The organism is Kitasatospora sp. NPDC056138, assembly GCF_042264695.1.
Lineage (GTDB): Bacteria > Actinomycetota > Actinomycetes > Streptomycetales > Streptomycetaceae > Kitasatospora.
The window spans coordinates 156,722-179,418 of record NZ_JBHJVK010000007.1; the positions used below are offsets into that span (position 1 = coordinate 156,722).

At 73.2% G+C, this 22,697-nt stretch carries 14 protein-coding genes, 1 tRNA gene and 1 pseudogene; 6 read left to right on the forward strand and 10 right to left on the reverse strand.

Annotated features, from left to right (window positions below; all coding sequences use genetic code 11):
- Window positions 1–185: 185 nt before the first annotated feature.
- Together ACFC1R_RS07690 and ACFC1R_RS07695 are read left to right on the forward strand one after the other, a co-directional pair.
- Window positions 186–707, forward strand: a complete 522-nt coding sequence (locus ACFC1R_RS07690) for a hypothetical protein (protein ID WP_375934325.1) — start codon at window positions 186–188, stop codon at window positions 705–707.
- Between the two features lie 183 nt (window positions 708–890).
- Window positions 891–1,817 carry a spermidine synthase gene (locus ACFC1R_RS07695; RefSeq protein ID WP_375934328.1) on the forward strand — a complete coding sequence of 309 codons (927 nt, stop codon included), beginning with the start codon at window positions 891–893 and terminating at the stop codon, window positions 1,815–1,817.
- A gap of 87 nt (window positions 1,818–1,904) precedes the next feature.
- On the opposite strand, the gene ACFC1R_RS07700 is transcribed toward ACFC1R_RS07695, so the two are convergent.
- The 5 genes and pseudogenes from ACFC1R_RS07700 to ACFC1R_RS07720 form a co-directional block, all read right to left on the reverse strand.
- Window positions 1,905–2,576, reverse strand: coding sequence for a hypothetical protein (locus ACFC1R_RS07700; protein ID WP_375934331.1), 672 nt, complete (start codon window positions 2,574–2,576; stop codon window positions 1,905–1,907).
- A gap of 494 nt (window positions 2,577–3,070) precedes the next feature.
- Complete coding sequence (locus ACFC1R_RS07705) at window positions 3,071–3,517, reverse strand: DUF4442 domain-containing protein (protein WP_045300706.1); 447 nt, start codon at window positions 3,515–3,517, stop codon at window positions 3,071–3,073.
- 197 nt (window positions 3,518–3,714) lie between these two features.
- Window positions 3,715–3,790 (reverse strand) — tRNA-His (locus tag ACFC1R_RS07710).
- A 123-nt stretch (window positions 3,791–3,913) separates the two neighbouring features.
- Window positions 3,914–4,516 (reverse strand): oligoribonuclease, encoded by a 603-nt coding sequence (gene orn, locus ACFC1R_RS07715; protein ID WP_375934334.1) that lies wholly within the window; start codon window positions 4,514–4,516, stop codon window positions 3,914–3,916.
- A gap of 896 nt (window positions 4,517–5,412) precedes the next feature.
- Window positions 5,413–6,408, reverse strand: a pseudogene (locus ACFC1R_RS07720) (helix-turn-helix domain-containing protein); the annotation flags it as partial.
- Between the two features lie 981 nt (window positions 6,409–7,389).
- Here ACFC1R_RS07720 and ACFC1R_RS07725 point away from each other — a divergent pair.
- The gene (locus ACFC1R_RS07725; RefSeq protein WP_375934337.1) at window positions 7,390–8,367 is read left to right on the forward strand and encodes a GNAT family N-acetyltransferase; all 978 of its coding nucleotides are present in this window, start codon (window positions 7,390–7,392) and stop codon (window positions 8,365–8,367) included.
- A 284-nt stretch (window positions 8,368–8,651) separates the two neighbouring features.
- Here ACFC1R_RS07725 and ACFC1R_RS07730 read toward each other — a convergent pair whose 3' ends face one another.
- Window positions 8,652–9,494, reverse strand: coding sequence for an HAD family hydrolase (locus ACFC1R_RS07730; RefSeq protein ID WP_375934340.1), 843 nt, complete (start codon window positions 9,492–9,494; stop codon window positions 8,652–8,654).
- Window positions 9,495–10,269: 775 nt separating this feature from the next.
- Here ACFC1R_RS07730 and ACFC1R_RS07735 point away from each other — a divergent pair.
- On the forward strand, window positions 10,270–10,818 hold the full coding sequence (locus ACFC1R_RS07735) for a universal stress protein (protein WP_375934343.1): 549 nt from the start codon (window positions 10,270–10,272) through the stop codon (window positions 10,816–10,818).
- A gap of 326 nt (window positions 10,819–11,144) precedes the next feature.
- Here ACFC1R_RS07735 and ACFC1R_RS07740 read toward each other — a convergent pair whose 3' ends face one another.
- The 4 genes from ACFC1R_RS07740 to ACFC1R_RS07755 form a co-directional block, all read right to left on the reverse strand.
- Window positions 11,145–12,335, reverse strand: a complete 1,191-nt coding sequence (locus ACFC1R_RS07740; protein ID WP_375934346.1) for an acyl-CoA dehydrogenase family protein — start codon at window positions 12,333–12,335, stop codon at window positions 11,145–11,147.
- A gap of 155 nt (window positions 12,336–12,490) precedes the next feature.
- Entirely contained in the window at window positions 12,491–13,522 is a 1,032-nt protein-coding gene (locus ACFC1R_RS07745) for a hydroxymethylglutaryl-CoA lyase (RefSeq protein ID WP_375934348.1), read from the reverse strand.
- Entirely contained in the window at window positions 13,519–15,807 is a 2,289-nt protein-coding gene (locus ACFC1R_RS07750; protein ID WP_375934351.1) for an acetyl/propionyl/methylcrotonyl-CoA carboxylase subunit alpha, read from the reverse strand. The genes ACFC1R_RS07745 and ACFC1R_RS07750 overlap by 4 nt, the downstream gene beginning before the upstream one ends.
- 103 nt (window positions 15,808–15,910) lie before the next feature.
- A complete protein-coding gene (locus tag ACFC1R_RS07755; RefSeq protein WP_375934354.1) occupies window positions 15,911–17,641 on the reverse strand; it encodes a carboxyl transferase domain-containing protein in 1,731 nt (576 codons plus the stop codon).
- Window positions 17,642–17,765: 124 nt separating this feature from the next.
- Here ACFC1R_RS07755 and ACFC1R_RS07760 point away from each other — a divergent pair, with 124 nt between their 5' ends.
- Window positions 17,766–18,410 carry a TetR/AcrR family transcriptional regulator gene (locus tag ACFC1R_RS07760; protein WP_375934357.1) on the forward strand — a complete coding sequence of 215 codons (645 nt, stop codon included), beginning with the start codon at window positions 17,766–17,768 and terminating at the stop codon, window positions 18,408–18,410.
- Window positions 18,411–18,808: 398 nt separating this feature from the next.
- The gene (locus ACFC1R_RS07765; RefSeq protein WP_375934360.1) at window positions 18,809–22,651 is read left to right on the forward strand and encodes an ABC transporter ATP-binding protein; all 3,843 of its coding nucleotides are present in this window, start codon (window positions 18,809–18,811) and stop codon (window positions 22,649–22,651) included.
- Window positions 22,652–22,697: the final 46 nt, after the last annotated feature.

The following is a 22,697-nucleotide window of genomic DNA, read 5'->3' on the forward strand; positions in this document are numbered from 1 at the left end:
TCAATTCCCCATATTTCGGACGTCATTGCCGAGTTCTGCCATGAAATGCCATGGCTTGCTGTAGGCGGCCCCGTGGCCTCGGGCGCACTCTTCGCGTTGTCCTGATACTTGGAAGCCCCGGTCCGCGCCCCCACCTGACCCAGCGGTCCGGCTTCCGAACCTGACGAGGTGACAGGAGGGCCGCCATGGCCATCGGATTGCCGCAGTACCGACGGACGGTCGCCGGCGGGGTCGCCCAGGGCCTCGCGCCCGCCCTGCTCCCGGACGGCCCGCGCGGTGCCGAAGGGGCCCGGGGGGCCAGGGCCGCCGGGGGCGTCGAGGGCGGGCCCTCGACCTTCGCCGGAGGCGGCGGCGCGACCGCACCACCCCCAGCACCGGTCGGCTACGACACGGTCACCGTCGCCGTCCGGCACGGGCTGGAGACGGTCGACATCCTGCGGCTCCGCCGCGCCTGCGGGGCGGTGCTCCAGACCGCGGGCGGCTCCGCGATCTCCTTCCTCGTCCCGGCCGGCACCGCCGATCTCTGGCACCTGCCCGGCAGTAGCTGTACACCCGGAGCCGTGCTCTACCCGCCCACCGATCCACGCTGGGTGATGCCGCCTTCCGGCCCCGACTCCGTGGCCCGGCCCACGGACGCGTGGGTGCTGCGCTCGGCACTCTGTGAAGCCGCCTGCACGCTGACCGCAGGCGGCTTCGGGCCTTTCTGAGGCCGCCCGGACTCGGGCCGCAGCTGCTCCGCCGGGCTGCGACCACGCTCGCGCCGGAGCCGCTCCACCCGTCTCGCGAGGGTCGTGGTCCGAGCCGCCACCGCCCGGAACACTGCTGCCGCACTGCTGCACCACCACTGCTGAGCTGCGCCGTCGTCCGTCGCCCCGGCGATAATGGTCGTCATGGGACGCAGCAACAGGGCCGGCAGGGCTCGTACCGAGACCGAGCCGACCCCCGTCGTCCCCGGCGGATCCCCCGGCGCCGCCCGGACGCACGCCCAGGGCCCGCTGGCCCGCCGGGTGGACTCCGGACTGGCCGAACTGGTACCCGACCGGGACCGTCCGCAGGCCTGGACGCTGCTGGTCGACGGCGCGCCGCAGTCCCTGGTGGACCTCGCCGACCCCGGCTACCTGGGATTCGAGTACCAGCGTCGACTCGGCCACCTGATCGACCTCGCCGCCCCTCCCGGAAAGCCCGTCACCGTCCTGCACCTCGGCGGCGGCGCCCTCACCCTGGCACGCTACGTAGCCGCCACCCGCCCCCGCTCGCGTCAGCAGGTCGCCGAGATCGACACCGCGCTGACCGAACTGGTCAGGGCGGAACTGCCGTTGGAGCGCAGCTGGCAGATCAAGGTCCGCGGTGCCGACGCCCGGGCCGTGCTGGAGCGCACCCCGGAAGGCGCGGTGGACCTGGTCATCGCCGACGTCTTCGCCGGAGCCCGGGTTCCGGCGCACTGCGCGACGGTGGAGTTCGCCACCCTCGCCGCCCGGGCCCTGACCCCCGGCGGACGGTACGCCGTGAACATCGCGGACGGTTCGGCACTGCTCTTCGCCAGGTCCCAGGTGGCCACGCTGCGTGCGGTCTTCCCCGAGGTCTGCCTGGTGGCCGACCCGGCGGTGCTGCGCGGCAAGCGGTTCGGGAACCTGACCCTCGCAGCGGCGCAGCAGCCGCTTCCGCTGGACGAGTTGAGCCGCCGGGTGGCCTCGGACTCCTACCTCGGCCGGGTCGAGCACGGCCGGTCGCTGGCCGACTTCACCGCCGGTGCGGCACCGGCCACCGATGCCACGGCAGCCCCCTCGCCCGCCCCGCCACCCGGAGTGTTCCGCTGAGCCCGGGCGCGCGCCCCGCTCCCCGGCCGCGCCGGCGCTGCCTGCCCGGACCCGGACCCGAGCCATCGGCCGGGCCCCGGTCCGCGCTCAGTGGCCGCGCGGCAGTCCCCGGTGCTTGTACATCGCGGCACCGGTGAGCAGCATGCCCCCCGCGATCGGGACGAGTACGGCGGTGAGTTCGTCGCCCGCCTCGACGGGGGCGGCGGCGGTGAGCGCGAGCCCGTCGTCGGTGAGCGGCTGCGCCGGATCCCGGAACTGGACGGAGAGCGCCCGGGCCTCGTCGGCGGGCCCGGCCGCACCGGGGGCGAGCACCGTACCGCCCGTACCGGCGTCACCGGGCGCGACCGGCGGCGGCACCGCGGCGGGGCCGGCGACGAGCGCGGCGGCCTGCTGGGCCGGTACGCCCGTCCCGACCGCCGGGCGGGCCTCCGCCCCGGCCGGGTCCGACCGCGAGGCGCGTGGGACGCCGTCCCCGCGAGGCTGCGGCGGGACGGCGGGCAGCAGCACGGCGGCGATCGCGAAGGCGTCGGGCACGGTGGTCGCCTGTCCCGGCAGCGGCAGTCCGCCGGCCCTGATCCGGTCCTGGAGCACCTGCTCGACGGGCGCGGTCGGATGCTGCAGGACGGGTGCGGCGGTGCCGGTCAGCCCGTCCAGCAGGGCGGGGGCGTCGGTCCTGCGGACCAGGTCGGTGTCGGGTTCGGCCGTCGCCGCGTACGCGCTGGTGACACCCAGGCCCAGACCCCACGCCTGGGCGAGCACCGCGCCGCCCGCGGCGAGGACGCGGGGCAGCCGCCTGCTGGACCGCCGCGCACTGCGGCCCGGGCCGTCGGGTCGGACGGGGGAGGCTGCCGGCTGCGCTGGGACCGCGTGATTGGCTCGCATGTGATGGGAGAACGAGCGGCGAGGCCGTTTGGTCACGCAGCGTGGTGACGTTCCGTCATCGCGGCGGACCGGCCGCGGGTGCCTGCCGCAGCCCGGCGCTCCGGCCCGGCGGAGGCGCCAACCGCGCCGGGCCGGAGCGGAGGTGGTCCGGAGGGCGGCTTTCAGCCGATCTGACGGCGCTTCGGGTGGGCGGCGTACTTCCCGGTTCCGATGCCTCGGAAAGGTCCGGCGTCAGGACCTGCCGGGGTGCCCCGTCGGGATTCCGGCCCGGAGTCGGGCGGGCCGCCCGCCGCGTCGTCCGCTCGGCCCGGCCCCACGGAACCCCGCCGGGGTCCTGGGGCCGGGCCGAGCGGACGCCCGGAGCCGCAGGCTCAGGAGTTGGGGCGCAGGGTCCAGGTGATGGTCATCACGCCGGTGACGGCGCCGTCGGCGCGGGTGATCTCGACGGTCACCGGGAACTCGGGGCGCTCGCCCTTGTCCAGCTCGGCGACGATGTCGGCGGCCGGTCGGCCGAGCGTCGCGGTGGCGGTGACCACGCCCATGGCCAGCTTCTTGTAGGAGATCTCGGCGTTCACCGCGAGCGGCACGGCGCGCGACAGCTGGTCGCTGAAGGCCGCGAGGACGATGCAGCCGCTCGCCGACTCGGCCAGGGTGAACATCGCACCGGCGTGCGGGCCGCCGACGTGGTTGTGGAACTCCGGCTGGTCCGGCAGCCGGAGCACGGCCTGCTCGGGGCTGGTCTCCAGGTACTCGAGCTTGAGGGTGCGGGCCATCGGCACGGTGGAGTCGAGCAGCTGGCCGATCGAAGGTGTGGTCATGGCGATGATGTTACTAGCGGGTAGCTTGTTCGGGGAGGGGCGCCGGAAATCTTTCCCGCCCGGGCGGCCCGGCTGCGGCTCGGGCGGCGCAGGCGGGGGGAGGCGGGCGGTGAGGCGGGGGCGGTGCGGCGCGAAAACCCGCAACGCGAAAACGCCTTGAGGGGCAGATCTCCAGGAGATCTGCCCCTCAAGGGTGTTGGGGTGAGTGACGGGACTCGAACCCGCGGCCACCTGGACCACAACCAGGTGCTCTACCAACTGAGCTACACCCACCATCTGTCCGGCGCTTTCCCGCTTTCGCGTTCCCGCTCCGACACAGAGAACTCTACAGGATCCGAGAGGGTGCTCGCGCCAGGGTCGACGTCCGGGTCGCGGGGGCGGGCGGCCGGACCTCGGTCACTCGGCCGGAAGCTGGTACTTCGCGGCGATCGCGCGGGCGGCGTCGGTGTCGGGGCCGGGCTGTTCGACGAACACGGCCTCGCGGTAGTAACGGAGTTCGGCGATGCTCTCGCGGATGTCCGCGAGAGCTCGGTGGCTGCCGCCCTTCTGCGGGCTGTTGTAGTAGGCGCGCGGGTACCAGCGGCGGGCCAGCTCCTTGATCGAGGAGACGTCCACGATCCGGTAGTGCAGGTGGCCTTCGAGGGCGGGCATGTCGCGGGAGAGGAAACCCCGGTCGGTGGCGACCGAGTTCCCGCACAGGGGCGTCTTGCCGGCCTCCGGGACGTGCTCCCGGATGTAGGCGAGGACCCGCTCCTCCGCCTCGGCGAGCGTCATGCCGTGCTCCAGCTCGTCCAGCAGCCCGGACGAGGTGTGCATGGTGCGCACGATCTCGGGCATGCCGGCCAGCGCCTCGGCCGGCGGGCGGATGATGACGTCCACCCCCTCGCCGAGGATGTTCAGCTCGGAGTCGGTCACCAGGGCGGCGACCTCGACCAGGGCGTCCCGGTCGAGGTCGAGCCCCGTCATTTCACAGTCGATCCATACCAGACGGTCATTCACGCACCTCAGCCTACGGCGCGATCACGCGAGCCGGACAGCTGACGGCCCGCCTCCGAGGAGCGCGCCGTGCCGCCGGTCCCGGCACCCCCGTCCGGGGCGTCGGCCGTTCGGTCCGCGCCGTGCTGCTCGCGGTGTTCGGCGCCGGCGCCGCCCGCGTGGCCGCTGTCGGCGCCCGCGAAGCCGCCGCCCGGCCGGTCACCGGCAGGGCGCCTGCCGGGGGCCGGGCTGCCGGACGCGTGGGCGTGCGGAAGGGCGGTGCCCTCGGCGAGGTGCCGCTGGCCGAGCCCCCGGGCGGTGGGGCGGCCGTGCGCCTCGTCCTCCGCTACCGCGTGTTCGACGGCCCGTTCCGGCGAACGGTCCGCCGGACGCTCGGTCAGCCGCTCCCCCGGCCGTTCGGCCTGCCGTCCCTGCCGCTCCTGCCGGTCGTGCCGTTCCGAGGGGCGGTCGACCGACCGTTCCACGGGTCGCTCACCGGGCCTGGACGGCCGGCTGCCGCCCGCGCCCGGCTGCGGCGGAACGACCGGACGGAACCGCCCCCTGGCGGGCGACACGGCGGAGGTCGCGGCCGTTCCGGCGCCCGGCATGTTCGACGACGGGTACCCGGAGGGCGAACCCGTCGCGGAGCCGGCCGGTGAGCTGCCGCCCGCCGGACCGCCGGCCGCCGCAGTCCCGGCCACCGCTGCGGCGGCCGTGCCGACGCCGCCTGCGGCTCCGGCGAACCCGCTCGACCCGGAGACGGGCGCGCCCGCCGGGCCGGGGGCCGTGCCGGGCGAACCGGCAGCACCCGTCAGGCTCGACAGACGCTCCACCGGGTAGCCGCCCGATGCCGGATGCCCCGGCGTCGGGTGCCCCAGCCCCGGGTGCCCCTGCGGCGGTACGGTGGCGCTGGCCGGCATCGGCCGCCGGGCGCGGTAGCTCGTCCGGTACGCGGCCGGTGAGACCCCCAACTGGCGGCGGAAGTGGCCCCGCAGAGCGACCGGGGAGCGGAAGCCGCAGCGGCGCGCGACATCGTCCACGGACAGCTCGGAGGTCTCCAGCAGCCGTTGCGCCTGCAGCACCCGCTGCGTGATCAGCCATTGCAGCGGCGCGCTGCCGGTGAGCGTACGGAAGCGCCGGTCGAAGGTCCGGCGGCTCATGTAGGCGCGGGCGGCGAGCACCTCCACGTCGAACTGCTGGTTGAGGTTCTCGAGCGCCCAGGTCACGACCTCGGCGAGCGGGTCGTTGCCGATCTCTTCAGGTAATGACTGATCGATGTACTGGGCCTGTCCGCCGCCGCCGCGACGGCTCGGCACCACCAGGCGGCGGGCCAGCGCATTGGCCGCCTCGGCGCCGTGGTCGGTCCGGACGACGTGCAGACAGAGGTCGATCCCGGCAGCCGTACCGGCGGAGGTGAGCACGTCCCCGTCGTCGACGAAGAGTTCGCGCGGGTCGACGTGGACCCGCGGGTAGCGCTTGGCCAGCGTCGGGGCGTACATCCAGTGGGTGGTGGCCGGACGGCCGTCCAGCAGGCCCGCCGCCGCAAGGACGAACGCACCCGTGCACAGCCCGATGATCCGGGCACCCTCGTGGTGGGCCTTGCGCAGCGCGGCGATGGCCTCGACCGGCGGCGGCTGGGAGATGGACCGCCAGGCCGGTACGACGATCGTTCCGGCCCGGGCGAGAGCCTCCAGGCCGTACGGAGCGGTGAGGGTGAGGCCGCCGGTGGTGGCGAGCGGGCCCTCCTCGCCCGCGCAGACCAGCAGGCGGTACCGGGGCACCCCCGCGTCCTGGCGGTCCACGCCGAACACCGAGAGCGGGATGGAACTCTCGAAGATGGGAGCGCCGCCGAAGATCAGCACGGCGACCGTCTCGCGCCGCCGACGACCCGACAGTTTCCTTGGCGCGGCGGCCAGGACGGCCGTCGAGGAGCCCGCGGAGCCGGCGGCAGCGGCAGCCGCGGCGGCTGCGGCGGTGACCACCGTGACCGCTGCGGCGGTGCCGGTCGCGGCCGTGGTGCCCGCCGCTGCGCCGTGCTGACCGCCGTGCTGCCCGGCGAGGTGGCTGCTGAACTGGGTGGGGAACTGACCCGGGCCGCCCCCCGGGGCCACCAGCGGGCCGCCGTCGGGCACCAGCTCCACCGTCGGGCCCGCAGTCGCGTACGAGGGCGCGGGCGCCGGGTAACCCGCCTGTCCCGCAGGAAGGTTGGTGAACGCGGTGGTGCCCGGACGGGAAGCGAGCGGGCTCTGCGGCCCGTAGTACTGCTTCGCGGACTGGGGGGCGGGGGCGTTGGCGGAGCGGGGGACGGCGGTGTGCGGGCCGGCCTGCGGCACCCGGGGCAGTCTGGTCGTCGGGGTCGGCATCGGCGGCTGCGCGGGCGCGTCGCCTCTGGCGGCCCGGCTCGTGCGACCGGTCGGCGACTGGCCGCCGTCAGGACCCGCGTCGCTCCTGCTCACCCTGCTCAAGGCGCTCCAGCCCCCTCGGTGGTGTGGTGTGGTGGTGCCGCACTGTTCGCCAAGATCGAATCTACTGGGTGGACCGTTGCCGTTGTGACAAGTTCACCATCCGACGCTATGTCGACATGGCAATTTGGCGTGATGCATTCGATCACGAAGCGTGGCATCCCGCGACCCCTCTGGGAAGGGGGCGGGGGGAACGGTGGCTTGTTGTTGCACGACCCGTTGCCGGGGATCGAGGCGGGCGGCGCTGCGCCGAGCGGTCTGGGCTGCGGCTTTGCCCAATGGGTAGGGGGTGGGCCGAGATTGACTGAAAACAGACGGTTGGAGAAGGGGGCGCGCGACCTTTCGCCGTGCGCCGCTGCGAGCCCATTGCGCGGCCCACTCCCCAGACTTCAAGGGCCTGACCGGGATTTTGTGACGGGTGGTTAGGGTCGGCTCATGAGACCCACCTCGGAGCTGCGGAGCAGGCTCGAACAGGCCAACGACAACGCAGCGGACTTCTGGTCCGCCCAGGCGCGGGCGCGTGGTTGGGATCACCTCCGCAGACCCGGATTCACGGCGGTGCGCTGTACCCGCGACGGCGCCGATCTCCCCAGGGTCGTGATCACCCGCCCCTACTCGGATCCGCAGCGACTGACTGCGGAAATACGCACTCTGCTCCGTGAATGGGACACCGGACGGTGCTGTCTGGAGGACCCGTACCAGGGGCTGGAACTCGCTGCCTCCGGTCTCGAATCCTCGCTGTCGATGCCGGTGATGACGCGCGAACCCGATGCGGTGGCGGACCGGCCGAGTCCGCGCCGCACCGGGACGGCCCGGCCGGACGGGGTAGGCGGTGCCCCCGCAGCGCTTCTGACGGTCGGTGAGGAGACCGGCGCCGAAGGCCTCGCCGAGGTGGAACGGACCGTGGTGGACGGCTTCCCGGTGGCGACGGCGCTGGCGGCGGCCGGGAGTCCCGGCGGCCGGGGCGGGCTGCTGCCACCGGAGCTGCTGGAGCAACCCGGCTTCCGCTTCTGGCTGGCCCGGGTGGACGCGGCGGGCGGAGCGGATGGAGCGGGGGGAGTCGGCGGAGCTGACGGAGCTGACGGGTGGTCGGCCTCCTCCGGTCGGGGACTGATCGGCCGGAGTGCGGGCGGCCAGGGTATGGGTGGGCGGGGTACGGGTGGCCGGGCTGTGGGCGGGCAGCCGGCCGCCGCCTGTGTGACGTACGACAACGGTGAGACGGTGGGCGTCTACTGGGTCGCCACCCTGCCGGTCCACCGTTCGAAGGGTCTTGCTCGCGCCGTGCTCTCGCAGGCCCTGGCGGCCCACCCGGGACGGGTGGCGACACTGACGGCCACACTGCTCGGTGAACCCCTCTACCGCAGACTCGGCTTCACCGAACAGGGCCTGGCACGCTGGTGGCGTTCGCGGTAGCACTTCGGTCGGCCCACCGCGGACCGGTACGGCGGTCGGGTCGGAGGCCGGGGCGGGGCCGGCCTGGCCGTGGCCCCGGGCAGGGTCGTTCCCCGGTGCTCCCCGGTCCGGCGCCCCGATTTCCGCGCTTCCTCCGTCTCCCCGTGCCTTCCGCCTCCCCGCTCCCTCCGCCTGCATCCTTGCGCCTGGGGCCTGGGGCCTGGGGCCTGGGGCCTGGGGCCTGGGGCCTGGGGCCTGGGGCCTGGGGGGGCACTGCTCAGGCTCTGGGGTCCCGTGGTGCCGGCTCAGCCGGTCGCACCGTCGGCGAGCCGGGAGACGGTGGCGTACCGGTGCGGTGACGGCGCACCACCGACGCCCAGAACCTGCTTCCCCTCCGGAACTCCTCTCAGCGGTGCGAGGCTTGACGCTGCGGTGGCGAACCCGGACCGGGTGGTGGGCCGTTGGCGCGGCTGGGAGCCGGGGGCGGTGCGGGCGCTCAGGACCAGCCCGACGGCCTCCGGCAGGCCGGCCGCGCTGAGGGTGGGGCGGTAGCCGTCCTCGGCCCAAGGGCGGCCGTGGTGCAGCCAGACGCTGCGCAGCCCGGTCACCTCGGCGCCCGCGATGTCGGCGGGGCCGTAGTCGCCGACCATCCAGGTCTGGGAGGTCCAGTCGCGGGCCGGCACGACCCCGCAGCGCCTGGCGGCGATCTCGAAGATCTGCGGGTCCGGCTTCACGCAGCGGGCTTCCTCGGAGATCACCCACCCGTCCACCAGGGGGCCGAGGCCGGTGCGGTGGATCTTCTCCAGCTGCGGCTTGGTGTTGCCGTTGCTGACGATGCCGAGCGTCCAGCCTGCCGCCCGGGCGGACTGCAGCGCTGCTACGTGTGAGGCGGGGCAGTGGATGTGGGCGTTGATGCCTCGCCGGTAGTGCGCGAGGAGGAACTCGAGGGAGTGGTCGAGCCCGTAGCGGCGCTTGGCCGCCCCGAGGACGGTACTGCGCGGCACGTAGCCGCCGCCGTCGATGGTGGCGAACCAGCTCAGGTCGCCGGCGGGCAGTCGGTTTTCGTCGAGGAAGTCCCGGGCCCAGGCCAGGAACGCGGCATCCCTGGGCAGCAGGGTGTTGTCGAGATCGAACAAGAGCAGCGGCATGCGCAGCATGCTGCCAGTGCCCCGGGGTATGCATGAGGCAATTGCCAGACGTAGGCCCGAACCGTACGTAATTGGCTGAAACCGGAGCGTCATGGACCAACGGAACAGCTGGGGCGCATGGGGCAGTAGGGGTGTTTGGATCGGCCAGCTGGCCCGGGGAGCGCCGACGGAGCGAAAGTGCTCGATGACAGTCGGGTCACGTTGTGCGCGGGCGCTGTTGCATCGGCGCGCCTCCTCGGCGAAGCTCCAGGGAACCTCTTTTCTCGCAGGCGCGAGACTGCCGAGAGGGGGCGCGAAATATCGGTGCACGCATCGCTCGTTAGCGGGATCGTCGCCGTTACGGGGCGCTGCTGCTGGGCCGGGCCTCGCCCTCGTCGTACTCTGAAAGGAACAGGTCACAGTCGGTGCTGCTCTGCGGAGACCGAATCGGTGTCATGGGCGGGCCTGTTGCCTCGACAACCACGTCCTTTCCTGTTGGCCGACCCCACTCGAAGAGCCTTGAGCCATGGCTGGTTTTGAGTCCTCCAGATCTGCTGACGCAGATGTTGTCGCGCCGCCGGCGGACGCGGTCCCGAACGACCCCGCGCCCCCTGCGCCGGGTGAGCCCGCTGAGCACGGTGCGCCCGCCCTCGTGCGCGGTGTCGCGACCGCACCCGGGGGCGCCGCATCGGCCGTGCCGGAGAGTCGACGGCCTTCAGCGGCCTCTGCCCGGGACATCGACCGCAGGGGCTGGCCGAAGCCCCGGCAGCGGAGAGGCGATCACAGGGGAGAGCAGATGGGGGACGCCGTGACGGACGGTGCCGGTGTGCCCGTCGGCCGACCGCGCGGTGCCCGCGCAGCCGGCAGTGCCGACGGGGAGAGCGGCGCGACGCCGCAGGAGCAGCCCGTGCGCCCCTGCGACCCGGCCTTCCAGCACGGTGTCGTGGTCGGTTTCGACGGTTCGCTCTCCAGCGAGCGCGCGCTGGCGTACGCGGTCGGTATGGCGCGTCGCTCCCAGTGCGGGCTGGTGATCGTCCACGTTGCCAACCGCCTGCCGGCCACGGTCTGGGCCGGCTGTGAACCCCCCGTCTTCGTCGACCTCCCGGATCACCGTACGGAGATCCTCGGCCTTGAGCTGGCCTGCGCGGACTTCCTCGCCGGGGTGCCCTGGATCCTGGTGGAGCGCGGCGGCGACATCTGCCACGAGATCGAGGAGGTCGGCCGGGAGTACGCCGCCGACGCGATCGTGGTGGGGAGCACCCACGGCCTGCTCGGCAAGCTCTTCGGTTCGGTCTCCGGAAGGCTGGCCAGGCGGGCCAACCGGCCGGTGATCGTGATCCCCTGACGTGGCCCCAGCTGGGTCGGACCGGGGTGGTGGACCGGTCCGGTCAGACGGAGCAGGTCGGGCTGGTGGATCGGCCCGGGCCGATGGGTCGAGTCAGGCAGACGGATCGGTCCGGACTGATGGGTCGGGTCGGGCCGGGCTGACGGAATGAGTCAGTCCGGGCAGGCGGGATGAGCCGGTCGGGGCAGGCAGACCGGCCCGGTCAGGTCCGGGGCCCGTCGCCGGACTCGCACCGATCGATACCGGGATCGCCCTGCGGCGGCCCGAAGCTCGGGCTGCCGCAGGGCGCGGTCTCGAAACCACCGGGTGGTCGTCGTGGTGCGACCTCAGGAGGTGACGCCCAACTCCCTTGCGATCAGCATCCGCTGGACCTCGGAGGTGCCCTCGCCGATCTCGAGGATCTTGCAGTCGCGCCAGAACCGTGCGACCGGGAATTCGTTCATGAAGCCGTACCCGCCGTGGATCTGGGTGGCCTCCCGTGCGTTGTCGACGGCGGCTTCGGAGGAGTACAGCTTGGCGATCGCCGCCTCCTTCTTGAAGGGCTCGGAGTGCAGCAGCCGGGAGGCGGCGTCCCGCCAGGCGAGGCGGGAGGTGTGAGCGCGCATCTCCATGTCGGCGAGCTTGAACTGGATGGCCTGGTTGGCGCCGATCGCCCGGCCGAAGGCCCGGCGGGTACCGGCGTAGAGGACCGACTGGTCGACGCACCCCTGGGCCAGGCCGGTGGCCAGGGCTGCGATGGCGATACGGCCCTCGTCGAGGATCCGCAGGAACTGCGCGTAACCGCGGCCACGCGCACCCAGCAGGTTGGCTGCCGGGACTCGGCATTCGGTGAAGGACAGTTCGCGGGTGTCGGAGGCGTTCCACCCGACCTTGGAGTACTTCTTCGAGACCGTGAAGCCCGGGGTTCCGGTGGGGACGATGATGGAGGAGATCTCCCGCTTTGGCGAGGGCTCCGAGCCATCTTCACTCGAACGGGTGATCGGCTCGGTCAGTGCGGTCACGGTGACCAGGCCCGTGATCTCCGTGCCGGAGTTGGTGATGAAGCACTTCGTACCGTTGATCACCCACTCGTCGGTGGCCTCGTCGAAGCGTGCGGTGGTCCGCGTGGCGCCCGCGTCCGAGCCGCCCTCCGGCTCGGTCAGCCCGAAGGCGCCGAGCATCTCGCCCGAGGTCAGCCGGGGCAGCCACTCCTGCTTCTGCTCCTCCGTCCCGAAGCGGTAGATCGGCATCGCGCCGAGCGAGACCGCCGCCTCCAGGGTGATGGCGACCGAGGAGTCCACCCGGGCCAGCTCCTCCAGTGCGAGGCAGAGCGCGAAGTAGTCGCCGCCCATGCCGCCGTACTCCTCCGGGAACGGCAGGCCGAAGAGCCCCATCCGCCCCATCTCGCGGACGATCTCGTACGGGAACTCGCCCTGCTCGTAGAACTCCCCGATCTTCGGGGCGACCACGTCCTGGGCGAACTCGGCGACCGTGCGCCGCAGTTCCTCGTATTCGTGGTCGAGGCGGTGGTCGAGCATGGTGATCCTCCTGGGTCGCGGCTCGGAAGGCCGACGGTGTCGACTGTGGGGCGGCCGCAGCGGCCGGTGGTCCATGGGCGGGAGCCCCGGGAAGGGACCCGGGCCCGGAGCGGCCCCGGAGCAGGGCACCCCGGGCCGGGTGCGGGCCGGGACGGTCAGGCCGGTTGGTGGAACAGGGCCTGGACCGCGCGGGACGGGCTCGGGCGGCCGAGCTGCTGCGCCATCCAGCCGCTGGTCGCGACCAGGGCGCGCAGATCGACGCCGGTCTCGATGCCGAGCCCGTGCAGCATCCAGACCAGGTCCTCGGTGGCGAGGTTGCCGGTCGCGCTCTTGGCGTAGGGGCAGCCGCCGAGACCGCCGGCCGAGGCGTCCACGACGGTCACCCCGCTGCGCAGCGCGGCCAGGGTGTTGGCCAGGGCCTGACCGTAGGTGTCATGGAAGTGGACGGCGATCCGCTCGACGGGCACGCCGGCCCGGACGAAGCCCGCGAGCAGGGTGGTGACCTGCCCGGGGGTGGCCACGCCGATGGTGTCGCCGAGGCTCAGCTCGGTGCAGCCCAGGTCGAGCAGGCGCAGACCGAAATCGATGACCTGGGCCTGCGGGACCGGCCCCTCCCACGGGTCGCCGAAGCACATCGAGAGGTAGCCCCGGGTCGGGACGCCCGCCTCGGCGGCTCGGGCGACGACCGGCCGGAACATCTCCAGGGCCTCGTCGGCCGACCGGTTGAGGTTGCGCCGCGCGAAGGTCTCGGTGGCGCTGGCGAAGACCGCGATGTCGGTGGCGCGGTGGGCGAGCGCGCGGTCGAGGCCGCGCTCGTTGGGGACCAGTACCGGCAGCCGAAGGCCCGGGTGGCGGTCGGTGAGCCCGGCGAGCTCGGGCATCAGCTCCTCCGCGTCGGCCAGCTGCGGAACCCACTTGGGGTGGACGAAACTGGTGGCTTCCACGGTTTGCAGCCCGGCGGCGGCGAGCCGTTCGATGAACTCGGCCTTCACCTCGACCGGAACGAGCGACTTCTCGTTCTGCAGCCCGTCGCGCGGGCCGACCTCGTGGATGCGCACCCGGGCGGGCAGCGCCGGGTCCCGCACGACATCCGGCAGACCCAGGTCGACGGCGTCGGGCTCCCGGCCGGTGTTCGAAACCGGGCTCGGGGTCGGATTCGGGGTCGGATTCGGGTGTGCGGAGGTCATGACGTCACCTCGGTGGACTGCTCGTCGGAAGGCGTCACCACGGCCAGCAACTCCTCCATGGCAACGGTGGTTCCGGCGGTGGCCCGCAGCTCGCCGACCGTGCCGTCGTGCGGCGCGGAGATCACGTGTTCCATCTTCATGGCCTCCAGGACCAGCAGCGGCTGGCCGCGCCTGACCTGCTCGCCGACGGTGACCTTGACCACCGTCACGGTGCCCGGCATCGGTGCGGTGAGCGCGCCGTGATGGGCGGCGGAGGCGGAGGTCCGGTCGGCCACCGGGTCATGGGGGTGGAGCGCCCAGGCGTCGCCGTCGATGCCCAGCCAGGTGACCGGTCCGGCGGCGTTGCCGGGGCTGTTGTCAGTGGTGTGTGCGAAGGTGCTCTGCAGGCCGTCCACGGTGAGGTGCACCCGGCCGACGGCCCGGGCCGCGCGGGCGAGTCGGATGGGGCCCTCACCCAGGCGGATGTGCAGGTCAGGGGTGGTTTCCTGGGGCCTGTCAGTGGTGTCGGGTACGTTGCGGTCGGCGACGGGGCGGACGAGAACGGAGACGGGTTCGTGCCCCGGGAGCCGGAGCCGGTGGGTGGTCCAGGCGGCCTCGCCGCCGAGGCGCCAGCCGGAGGGGACGGAGAACGGGTCGGTCCAGCCGTTGGAGGCGACGGCGGGTGCCAGGCCCAGATGCCGGGTCAGTGCGGCCGCGTAGTAGAGCGTCTCCGCCGGGGAGGCGCCGGTGACGGAAGGGGGCTCGCCATCGGTACGGCCGTCCGAACCTCCGTGCGGCGCGCGCTCTGACGGTGCGTCGGCGGCGGTCAGTCCGCCGGCCGGCTCGTCGGCCGGGTGTGCCGTGTAGGGGGAGGCCAGCAGTTCGGGGTGGAGCTCGGCAGTCCGTTCGACCAGGCCGGTGTCGAGCCGTCCGGCTGCGACATCGGGGTGGGCGAGCAGTCGCCGCAGGTAGCCGGTGTTGGTGGTGACGCCGAGAATCCGGGTCTCGGCGAGTGCGGCCCGCAGGCGGCGCAGCGCGGTCGGGCGGTCGGGCCCGTACGCGATGACTTTCGCCAGCATGGGGTCGTAGAGGCTGCCGATCTCGCTGCCGGGGCCGACACCGGAGTCGACGCGGATGCCGGGGCCGTGCGGCTCGTCCAGCAGCAGGATCCGGCCGCCGGTGGGCAGGAAGTCGCGGTCCGGGTCCTCGGCGCAGATGCGGGCCTCGATCGCGTGGCCCAGGAAGGAGATGTCGGGCTGGGTGAACGGCAGGGATTCGCCTGCGGCGACGCGGAGTTGCCACTCCACCAGGTCGAGCCGCTCGGGGCGGCCGGTGTCCGCGCCGACGGCGATGGCCAGTTCGGTGACGGGGTGCTCCACCTGGAGGCGGGTGTTCATCTCCATGAAGAAGAAGTCGAGGACGCCGTCGGGGGCCGGCCCGTCGGGGTCCACGCCCGGCACGATGAACTCCACCGTGCCGGCGCCGGTGTAGCCGCACGCCTCGACGGCCCGGACGGCGGCTGCTCCCATGGCGGCCCGGGTCTCCGGGTTCAGCAGAACGGAGGGTGCCTCTTCGATCAGTTTCTGGTGGCGGCGCTGCAGGCTGCACTCGCGCTCGCCGAGGTGCACGGTGCGGCCGTGGGTGTCGGCCAGGACCTGTACCTCGATGTGCCTCGGCCGGTCCACCCAGCGCTCGACCAGCAGGGTGTCGTCGCCGAAGGCGGTGCGGGCGACCCGACGGGCGGCGGCCAGTTCGGCGGCCAGGTCGTCCGGGTCGCGGACCAGGCGCATGCCCTTGCCGCCGCCGCCGGCGGAGGGCTTGAGCAGCACCGGGTAGCCGATCTCCGCGGCCGCCGCGGTGAGCTCGGCGTCGGTCGGGTTTCCGCCCTGGCTGCCGGGGACGACGGGCACTCCGGCGGCTCGGACGGCCTCCTTGGCGTTGATCTTGTCGCCCATCAGTTCCACGGCTGTGGGCGGCGGGCCGACGAAGACCAGGCCGGCCTCGGCACAGGCGCGGGCGAAGGCCGGGTTCTCGGCCAGGAAGCCGTACCCGGGGTGGACGGCCTGGGCGCCGGTGCGCCGGGCGGCCGCCAGGATCTGGTCGGTCCGCAGGTACGTCTCGATGGCCGAACTGTCGCTGTGCCCGGCCGGGCCGAGCCGGACGGCGACATCGGCTTCGCGGACGTGCGGCGCGTCGGCGTCGGCGTCGCTGAAGACGGCGACCGAGCGGACGCCGAGCTTCCGGAGGGTACGGATCACCCGTACCGCGATCTCGCCTCGGTTGGCGACCAGAACTGTGTCGAACATGGGAGGAGTTCCTCCGGGTCGAGGGGAGCCGTGGTGGGGCAGTGGGCTGGGCAGGCGGCCGGCCCCGTGCGCGGGTGCGCGGATCGGGGCCGGAGCCGCCGGCTCACATGCGGAAGACGCCGTACGGACGGGGGTCGGCGAGCGGGGCGTTGGCGCAGGTGGTGAGGGCGAGACCGAGCACGGTGCGGGTGTCCATGGGGTCGATCACACCGTCGTCCCAGAGCCGGGCCGTCGAGTAGTAGGCATTGCCCTGCCGCTCGTACTGCTCCCGGACGGGCCGCTTGAACTGCTCCTCGGCCTCGACGGGCCACTCCTCGCCCTGTGCCTCCAGCTGGTCCCGGCGCACGGTGGCCAGGACGGAGGCCGCCTGCTCACCTCCCATGACCGAGATCTTCGCCCCGGGCCACATCCACAGGAAGCGGGGTGAGTAGGCGCGTCCGCACATCGAGTAGTTGCCCGCGCCGTACGAGCCGCCGATCACCACGGTCAGCTTCGGGACCCGGGTGCAGGCGACGGCCGTGACCATCTTGGCGCCGTGCTTGGCGATGCCGCCCGCCTCGTACTGCCGCCCGACCATGAAGCCGGTGATGTTCTGCAGGAAGAGGAGGGGGATGCCGCGCTGGTCGCACAACTCGACGAAGTGGGCGCCCTTGAGGGCGGACTCGGCGAACAGCACACCGTTGTTGGCGACGATCCCGACCGGGTGGCCGTGGATCCGGGCGAACCCGGTGACGAGGGTGGCGCCGTACTCCGCCTTGAACTCGGCGAACCGGCTGCCGTCCACGATCCGGGCGATCACCTCACGGACGTCGTACGGGGTCCTGGGGTCGACGGGCACGGCGCCGTACAGGCTCGCCGGGTCCACCGCGGGCGGCTCAGCCGGAGTCAGCGGCCAGGGCTTTCGGGGCCGGGCGCCGAGCTCGGAGACGATGGTCCGGACGATGGAGAGCGCGTGGGCGTCGTCCTCGGCCAGGTGGTCCGTCACGCCCGAGGTGCGGGAGTGCAGTTCGCCGCCGCCCAGCTCCTCGGCGGTGACGACCTCGCCCGTCGCCGCCTTCACCAGCGGCGGGCCGCCGAGGAAGATGGTGCCCTGGTTGCGGACGATCACCGCCTGGTCGCTCATCGCCGGGACGTAGGCGCCGCCCGCCGTGCACGAGCCGAGCACCGCCGCGATCTGCGGGATCCCGGCGGCGGAGAGGCGCGCCTGGTTGTAGAAGATCCGTCCGAAGTGGTCACGGTCGGGGAAGACCTCGTCCTGCATCGGGAGGAAAGCGCCGCCGGAGTCCACCAGGTAGATGCACGGGAGGCGGTTCTCCAGGGCTACTTCCTGAGCCCGGAGGTGCTTCTTGACCGTCATCGGGTAGTAGGTGCCGCCCTTGACGGTGGCGTCGTTGGCGACCACCACCACCTCGCGCCCGGCCACCCGGCCGATCCCGGCGATCACGCCCGCCGCCGGGGCGGCGCCGTCATACAGCCCGTCGGCCGCCAGCGGGCTCAGCTCCAGGAAGGGGGAGGCGGGGTCGAGGAGCGTGTCCACCCGGTCGCGCGGCAGCAGCTTGCCCCGGGAGGTGTGGCGGGCCCGGGCCTTGGCGCCACCGCCGAGTGCGGCGGCCCCCAGCTTCTCCCGCAGCTCGGCCACCAGGGCCCGGTGGGCGGCGGTGTTCGCGCGGAAGGCGGCCGAGCCGGCGTCCACCGAACTCTCCAGCCGGGGTGCGGGCGCGGCGGAGGCCGGCGAGGCGGCTGCCTCGAACGGGCCCGTGTTTGCGTCGGTGAACAGCCCCGGTGCCGCACCTGCGGGTGAGGCGGTGGCCGGGCCGACGGTTGAGAAGACCATCCCAAGAGCTCCCTTGCCCTCGGAGCCGGGCATGCGGACAGGTGAGTCCGCCACCCTGTTAATGAGCGTTAACTCCTGCCGCCCAGGTTAACCGTCGATAACTCGACTGTCTACGATGGACGTCATGTCGAATGCCCAGGCTCCCTCCGCGCTCTCACGCCGCGACCAGATCCGGAAGGAGGCCGCGCGCCTCTTCGCCGCACGCGGATTCCTCGGTGTCGGCGTCGACGAGATCGGCAAGGCGGTCGGCATCAGCGGGCCGGGTCTGTACCGGCACTTCTCCGGCAAGGACGCCATGCTCGCCGACCTCCTGGTCGGCATCAGCGAAAGGCTGCTGGAGGAGGGCCGTCGCCGGGCCGGCGACGCGCCGGACGCGGCCGGTGCGCTGGACGCCCTGATCGGCGGACACGTGGACTTCGCACTGGACGACCGCGACCTGATCACCCTGCACGACCGCGAACTGCTGCACCTGAAGGAGGAGGACCGACGGCGCGTGCGGCGCCTCCAGCGCGGCTACGTCGAGCTGTGGGTGGAGGTCGTCCGCGAGGCGTTCCCGGTGCTGGCCGGGGCCGGCGGCGAGCGGACCGCCAGGGCGGCCGTCCACGCGGTCTTCGGGCTGATCAACTCGACTCCGCACAGTGCCGGGCCCCAGCCGGCTCAGGGTGAGCGGTCCGGCCTGACCAGGGACGGAATGGCGGCGCTGCTGCATCGCCTGGCGCTGGGTGCGTTCGCCGCGGCCGCCGCCACCGCCGGTCCCGGCGAGGGCTGAGCCCGGTCGGGCGGGCCCGGCGTTCGTCGCCGGGTGCCGAGGCTCGGCGTCGGGGAGCGGTCCCGGGGCGGGCGACCTAGGACCGATGGAGGCCCCGGTCGAGGGCGTCCGGCCGGTGCGCTGCGCCTGTGGGTTCATCCAGGCTGAGGGAAGCCGGCGGAAGACGGGAAGCAGGTCGGCCCGCGCGCTGTTCCTGTCTCTGCAGGCCCGTCGGAATCTCGATGGACTCCCGCCCGACCGAATGGTTAGTATCCCTAAATATGCCTGAGACTCACGGATCCACAACGGAGCTTTCGCCAGGCGGCAGGGCAGATCGCGACCTGTCCGGCACAGAATCGGAAACCACCCGTGCGGCGAGCGGCCCCCACCCCTGGCCCGAGCCGACTCCGCAGACGCAGATGCACGTGCAGACCGGGCCGCAGCCGCAGGCCGAGCCGGGATGGCTCTCCAGGCTGTCGCGCTACTGCTGGCGCTACCGGCGGAGCGTGCTGCTGTCCTTCGGGGCCTCGCTGGTGGGGATGGCCGTCACGGCCGTCGTCCCGCTGATCACCAAGCTGATCATCGACGACGTCATCACCGCCCACACCCGTTCGCTCGCACCGTGGGCGACGGTGCTGCTGCTGGCCGCCGCCCTCGTCTTCGTCTGCACCCAGATCCGCCGCTACTACGGCGGCCAGCTGGCCCTGGACGTCCAGCAGGATCTGCGGACCGACCTCTTCCGCTCGCTCACCCGGCTCGACGGTGCCCGCCAGGACGCGCTCGACGTCGGCCAGGTGGTCGGCCGGGCCACCTCGGACCTCCAGTTGATCAACGGCCTGCTCTCCATGCTGCCGATGATGACCGGCAACTTCCTGATGTTCGGCATGTCGGTCCTGGTGATGCTCTGGCTCTCCCCGCCGCTCACCCTGGTGGTGCTGGTGATGGGTCCGCTGCTCTGGTGGATCGCCACGCTCAGCCGGAAGCGGCTGTTCCCGGCCACCTGGGCGGCGCAGCAGGAGGCGGCGGCCGTGGCGGGCGTCGTGGACGGCGCGGTCGGCGGCGTCCGGGTGGTCAAGGGTTTCGGCCAGGAGGCGCAGGAGCGCGGGAAGCTGGAGCAGGCGTCGCGCAGTCTGTTCGGCGCGAGGCTCCGCTCGATCCGGCTCACCAGCCGCTACACCCCCGCCATGCAGGCGGTCCCCGCGCTCGGGCAGGTCGCCGTGCTCGCCCTGGGCGGCTGGCTCGCCGTCCGCGGCCAGGTCTCGCTGGGCACCTTCGTGGCCTTCTCCGCCTACCTCGCGCAGATGACCGGCCCGGTCCGCATGCTCACCATGCTGATCACCGTCGGCCAGCAGGCCCGTGCCGGTGTCGAGCGGGTGCTCCAGCTGGTGGACCAGCAGCCCGTGATCGGGGAACGGGCTGACGCGGCCGAGCTCGGCTTCCACAGCGCGGACCGGCCCGGCGCGATCGGGACCAGCGCCGCCCGGCCCGACGGGCGCCGTCCCGGGACGGACCGTCCCGGCGTGCCGGACCGCCCGGTGGTCGCTCCCGTCCCGGGGGCACCCGCGCTCCAGCTCGACCGGGTGGACTTCCGCTTCGGCGATGCGCAGGACGCCGAGCTCGTGCTCAAGCAGCTGAGCCTCGAACTCGCCGAGGGCGAGACGCTCGCACTGGTCGGCACCTCCGGCTCGGGCAAGTCGACCGTCGCGCAGCTCGTGCCGAGGTTCTACGACCCGACCGCGGGCGCGGTCCGGCTGTACGGTCACGACCTGCGCGAGCTCACGCTCGACTCGGTGCGCGGCACGGTGGGCATCGTCCCCGAGGACAGCTTCCTGTTCTCCGAGAGCGTCCGGACCAACATCGCGTACGGGCACCCGGACGCGACCGACGAGCAGGTGGAGGCGGCGGCGCGGGCCGCGCGGGCGGACGGCTTCATCGCCGAGCTGCCCGAGGGCTACGACACCAAGGTCGGGGAGCAGGGGCTCACCCTCTCCGGCGGCCAGCGCCAGCGGATCGCCCTCGCGCGGGCGATCCTGAGCGATCCGCAGGTGCTGCTGCTCGACGACGCGACCTCTGCGGTGGACCCGCAGATCGAGGCCGAGATCCACGAGGCGCTGAGCAGCGTGATGGCCGGCCGGACCACGCTCCTCATCGCCCACCGCCGGTCCACCCTGCACCTGGCCGACCGGATAGCCGTGCTCGAGGGCGGCCGCCTGATCGACCTCGGTACCCATGAGGAACTCGAAGAGCGATGTCCCCGGTACCGGGCGCTGATCACCGACCCCGAGGCGGCCGACCGTCCCGCTCCCGCCACCGCCGCCGTCCGGGCCGGGCAGCCGGAGGCGCCGCGCGACGGCGCCGTGCGGCCCGGTGCGGGCGGGCGGGCCGAGTCCGCCGCCCCCGACAAGGCGGAACTGCTCGCCCGGGTGGCCGCACTGCCACCGGCCACCGACACCCCCGACGTCCCGGTGGCCGCGGCCGAGGCCGGTGACCCGGACTTCAGCCTCGGCCGCCTGCTGAAGCCCTTCCGCCGCCCGCTGGCCGTCGCCCTGGTGCTGGTCGCCCTGGACTCGGCAGCCGGGCTCGCCCTCCCGGTGCTGATCCGGCACGGGATCGACGACGGCGTCAGCAGGGCCGCGATGTCCGGGGTCGTGGTCGCCGCCCTGGCCGCCCTCGCGGTCGTGCTGCTCGACTGGCTGGTCCAGGCCGCGGAGACCAGGGTGAGCGGACGGACCGGTGAGCGCGTCCTCTACACCCTGCGGCTCAAGATCTTCGCCCACCTGAACCGGCTGGGCCTGGACTACTACGAGCGCGAGCTGTCCGGCCGGATCATGACCCGGATGACCACCGACGTGGACTCCATCTCGAGCTTCCTGCAGACCGGTGTGGTCACGGCCGTGATCAGCGTGCTGACCTTCTTCGGGATCCTCGGTGCGCTGCTGGTCATCGACGCGGGCCTGGCCCTGGTCGTCTTCACGGTGCTCCCGCTGCTGGTCATCGCGACCGTGGTGTTCCGCCGCAAGTCGACCACCCAGTACCAGATCTCCCGGGACCTGATCAGTACGGTCAACGCCGACCTCCAGGAGAACGTGGCCGGCATGCGGATCGTCCAGGCGTTCCGGCGCCAGGACGCCAACACCGCACGCTTCGTGGCCCGCGGAGCGGAGTACCGCGACGCCCGGGTCCGGGCGCAGCTCTACATCTCGCTGTACTTCCCGTTCGTGCAGTTCCTGTCCAGCGTGGCGGCCGCACTGGTGCTGATCGCCGGGGCCTCCCGGGTGGACGCCGGGACGCTCACGATCGGTGCGCTGGTGGCGTACCTGCTGTACATCGACCTCTTCTTCGCGCCGGTCAACCAGCTCTCGCAGATCTTCGACGGCTACCAGCAGGCGTCCGTCGGCCTCGGCCGGATCCGCGAGCTGCTGCGGACGCCGACCAGCACCCCCGACGCGGACCACCCGGTGCAGGTGTCGGAGCTCAGCGGTGAGATCCGGTTCGAGAACGTCAGCTTCGCCTACAACGGCGGTGGCGACGGGAACCCCGACGTGCTGTCCGCCGTCGACCTGCACATCCCGGCCGGGCAGACCGTCGCCCTGGTCGGTGAGACCGGTGCGGGGAAGTCCACGCTGGTCAAGCTGGTCGCCCGGTTCTACGACGCGACCGGCGGCACGGTCCGGATCGACGGCACCGACATCACCCGGTTCGATCTCGCCCAGTACCGGCACCGGCTCGGCATCGTCCCGCAGGAGGCGTACCTCTTCGCCGGGACGGTGCGGGAGGCCATCGCGTACGGCCGGACCACCGCCACCGACGCCGAGGTCGAGGCCGCGGCCCGGGCGGTCGGAGCGCACGAGATGATCACCGAGCTGTCGGGCGGCTACGACCACGTGGTCGCCGGCCGGGGCCGGAACCTCTCGGCCGGACAGCGCCAACTGATCGCGCTCGCCCGCGCCGAACTGGTCGCCCCGGACGTGCTGCTCCTCGACGAGGCCACCGCCGCGCTCGACCTGGCCACCGAGGCGGCGGTCAACAACGCGGCGGACCGGTTGAGCGGCGGACGGACCACCCTGGTCATCGCCCACCGCCTGACGACCGCGCAGCGCGCCGACCGGATCGTCGTCCTGGACCGCGGCCGGGTGGTCGAGGACGGAACGCACGACGAACTGCTGCGCCGCGACGGTGCGTACGCCGGTCTGTGGCGGGCCTTCGTCGCGGACGGGCACCCCACTCGGGAGCGCCTGGAGCCGGCCCCGGCGGCGGGCTGAGCCCGTACCCGGCCCGAGGGGGCCGGGGCGGCTGCCGACCTCGCTG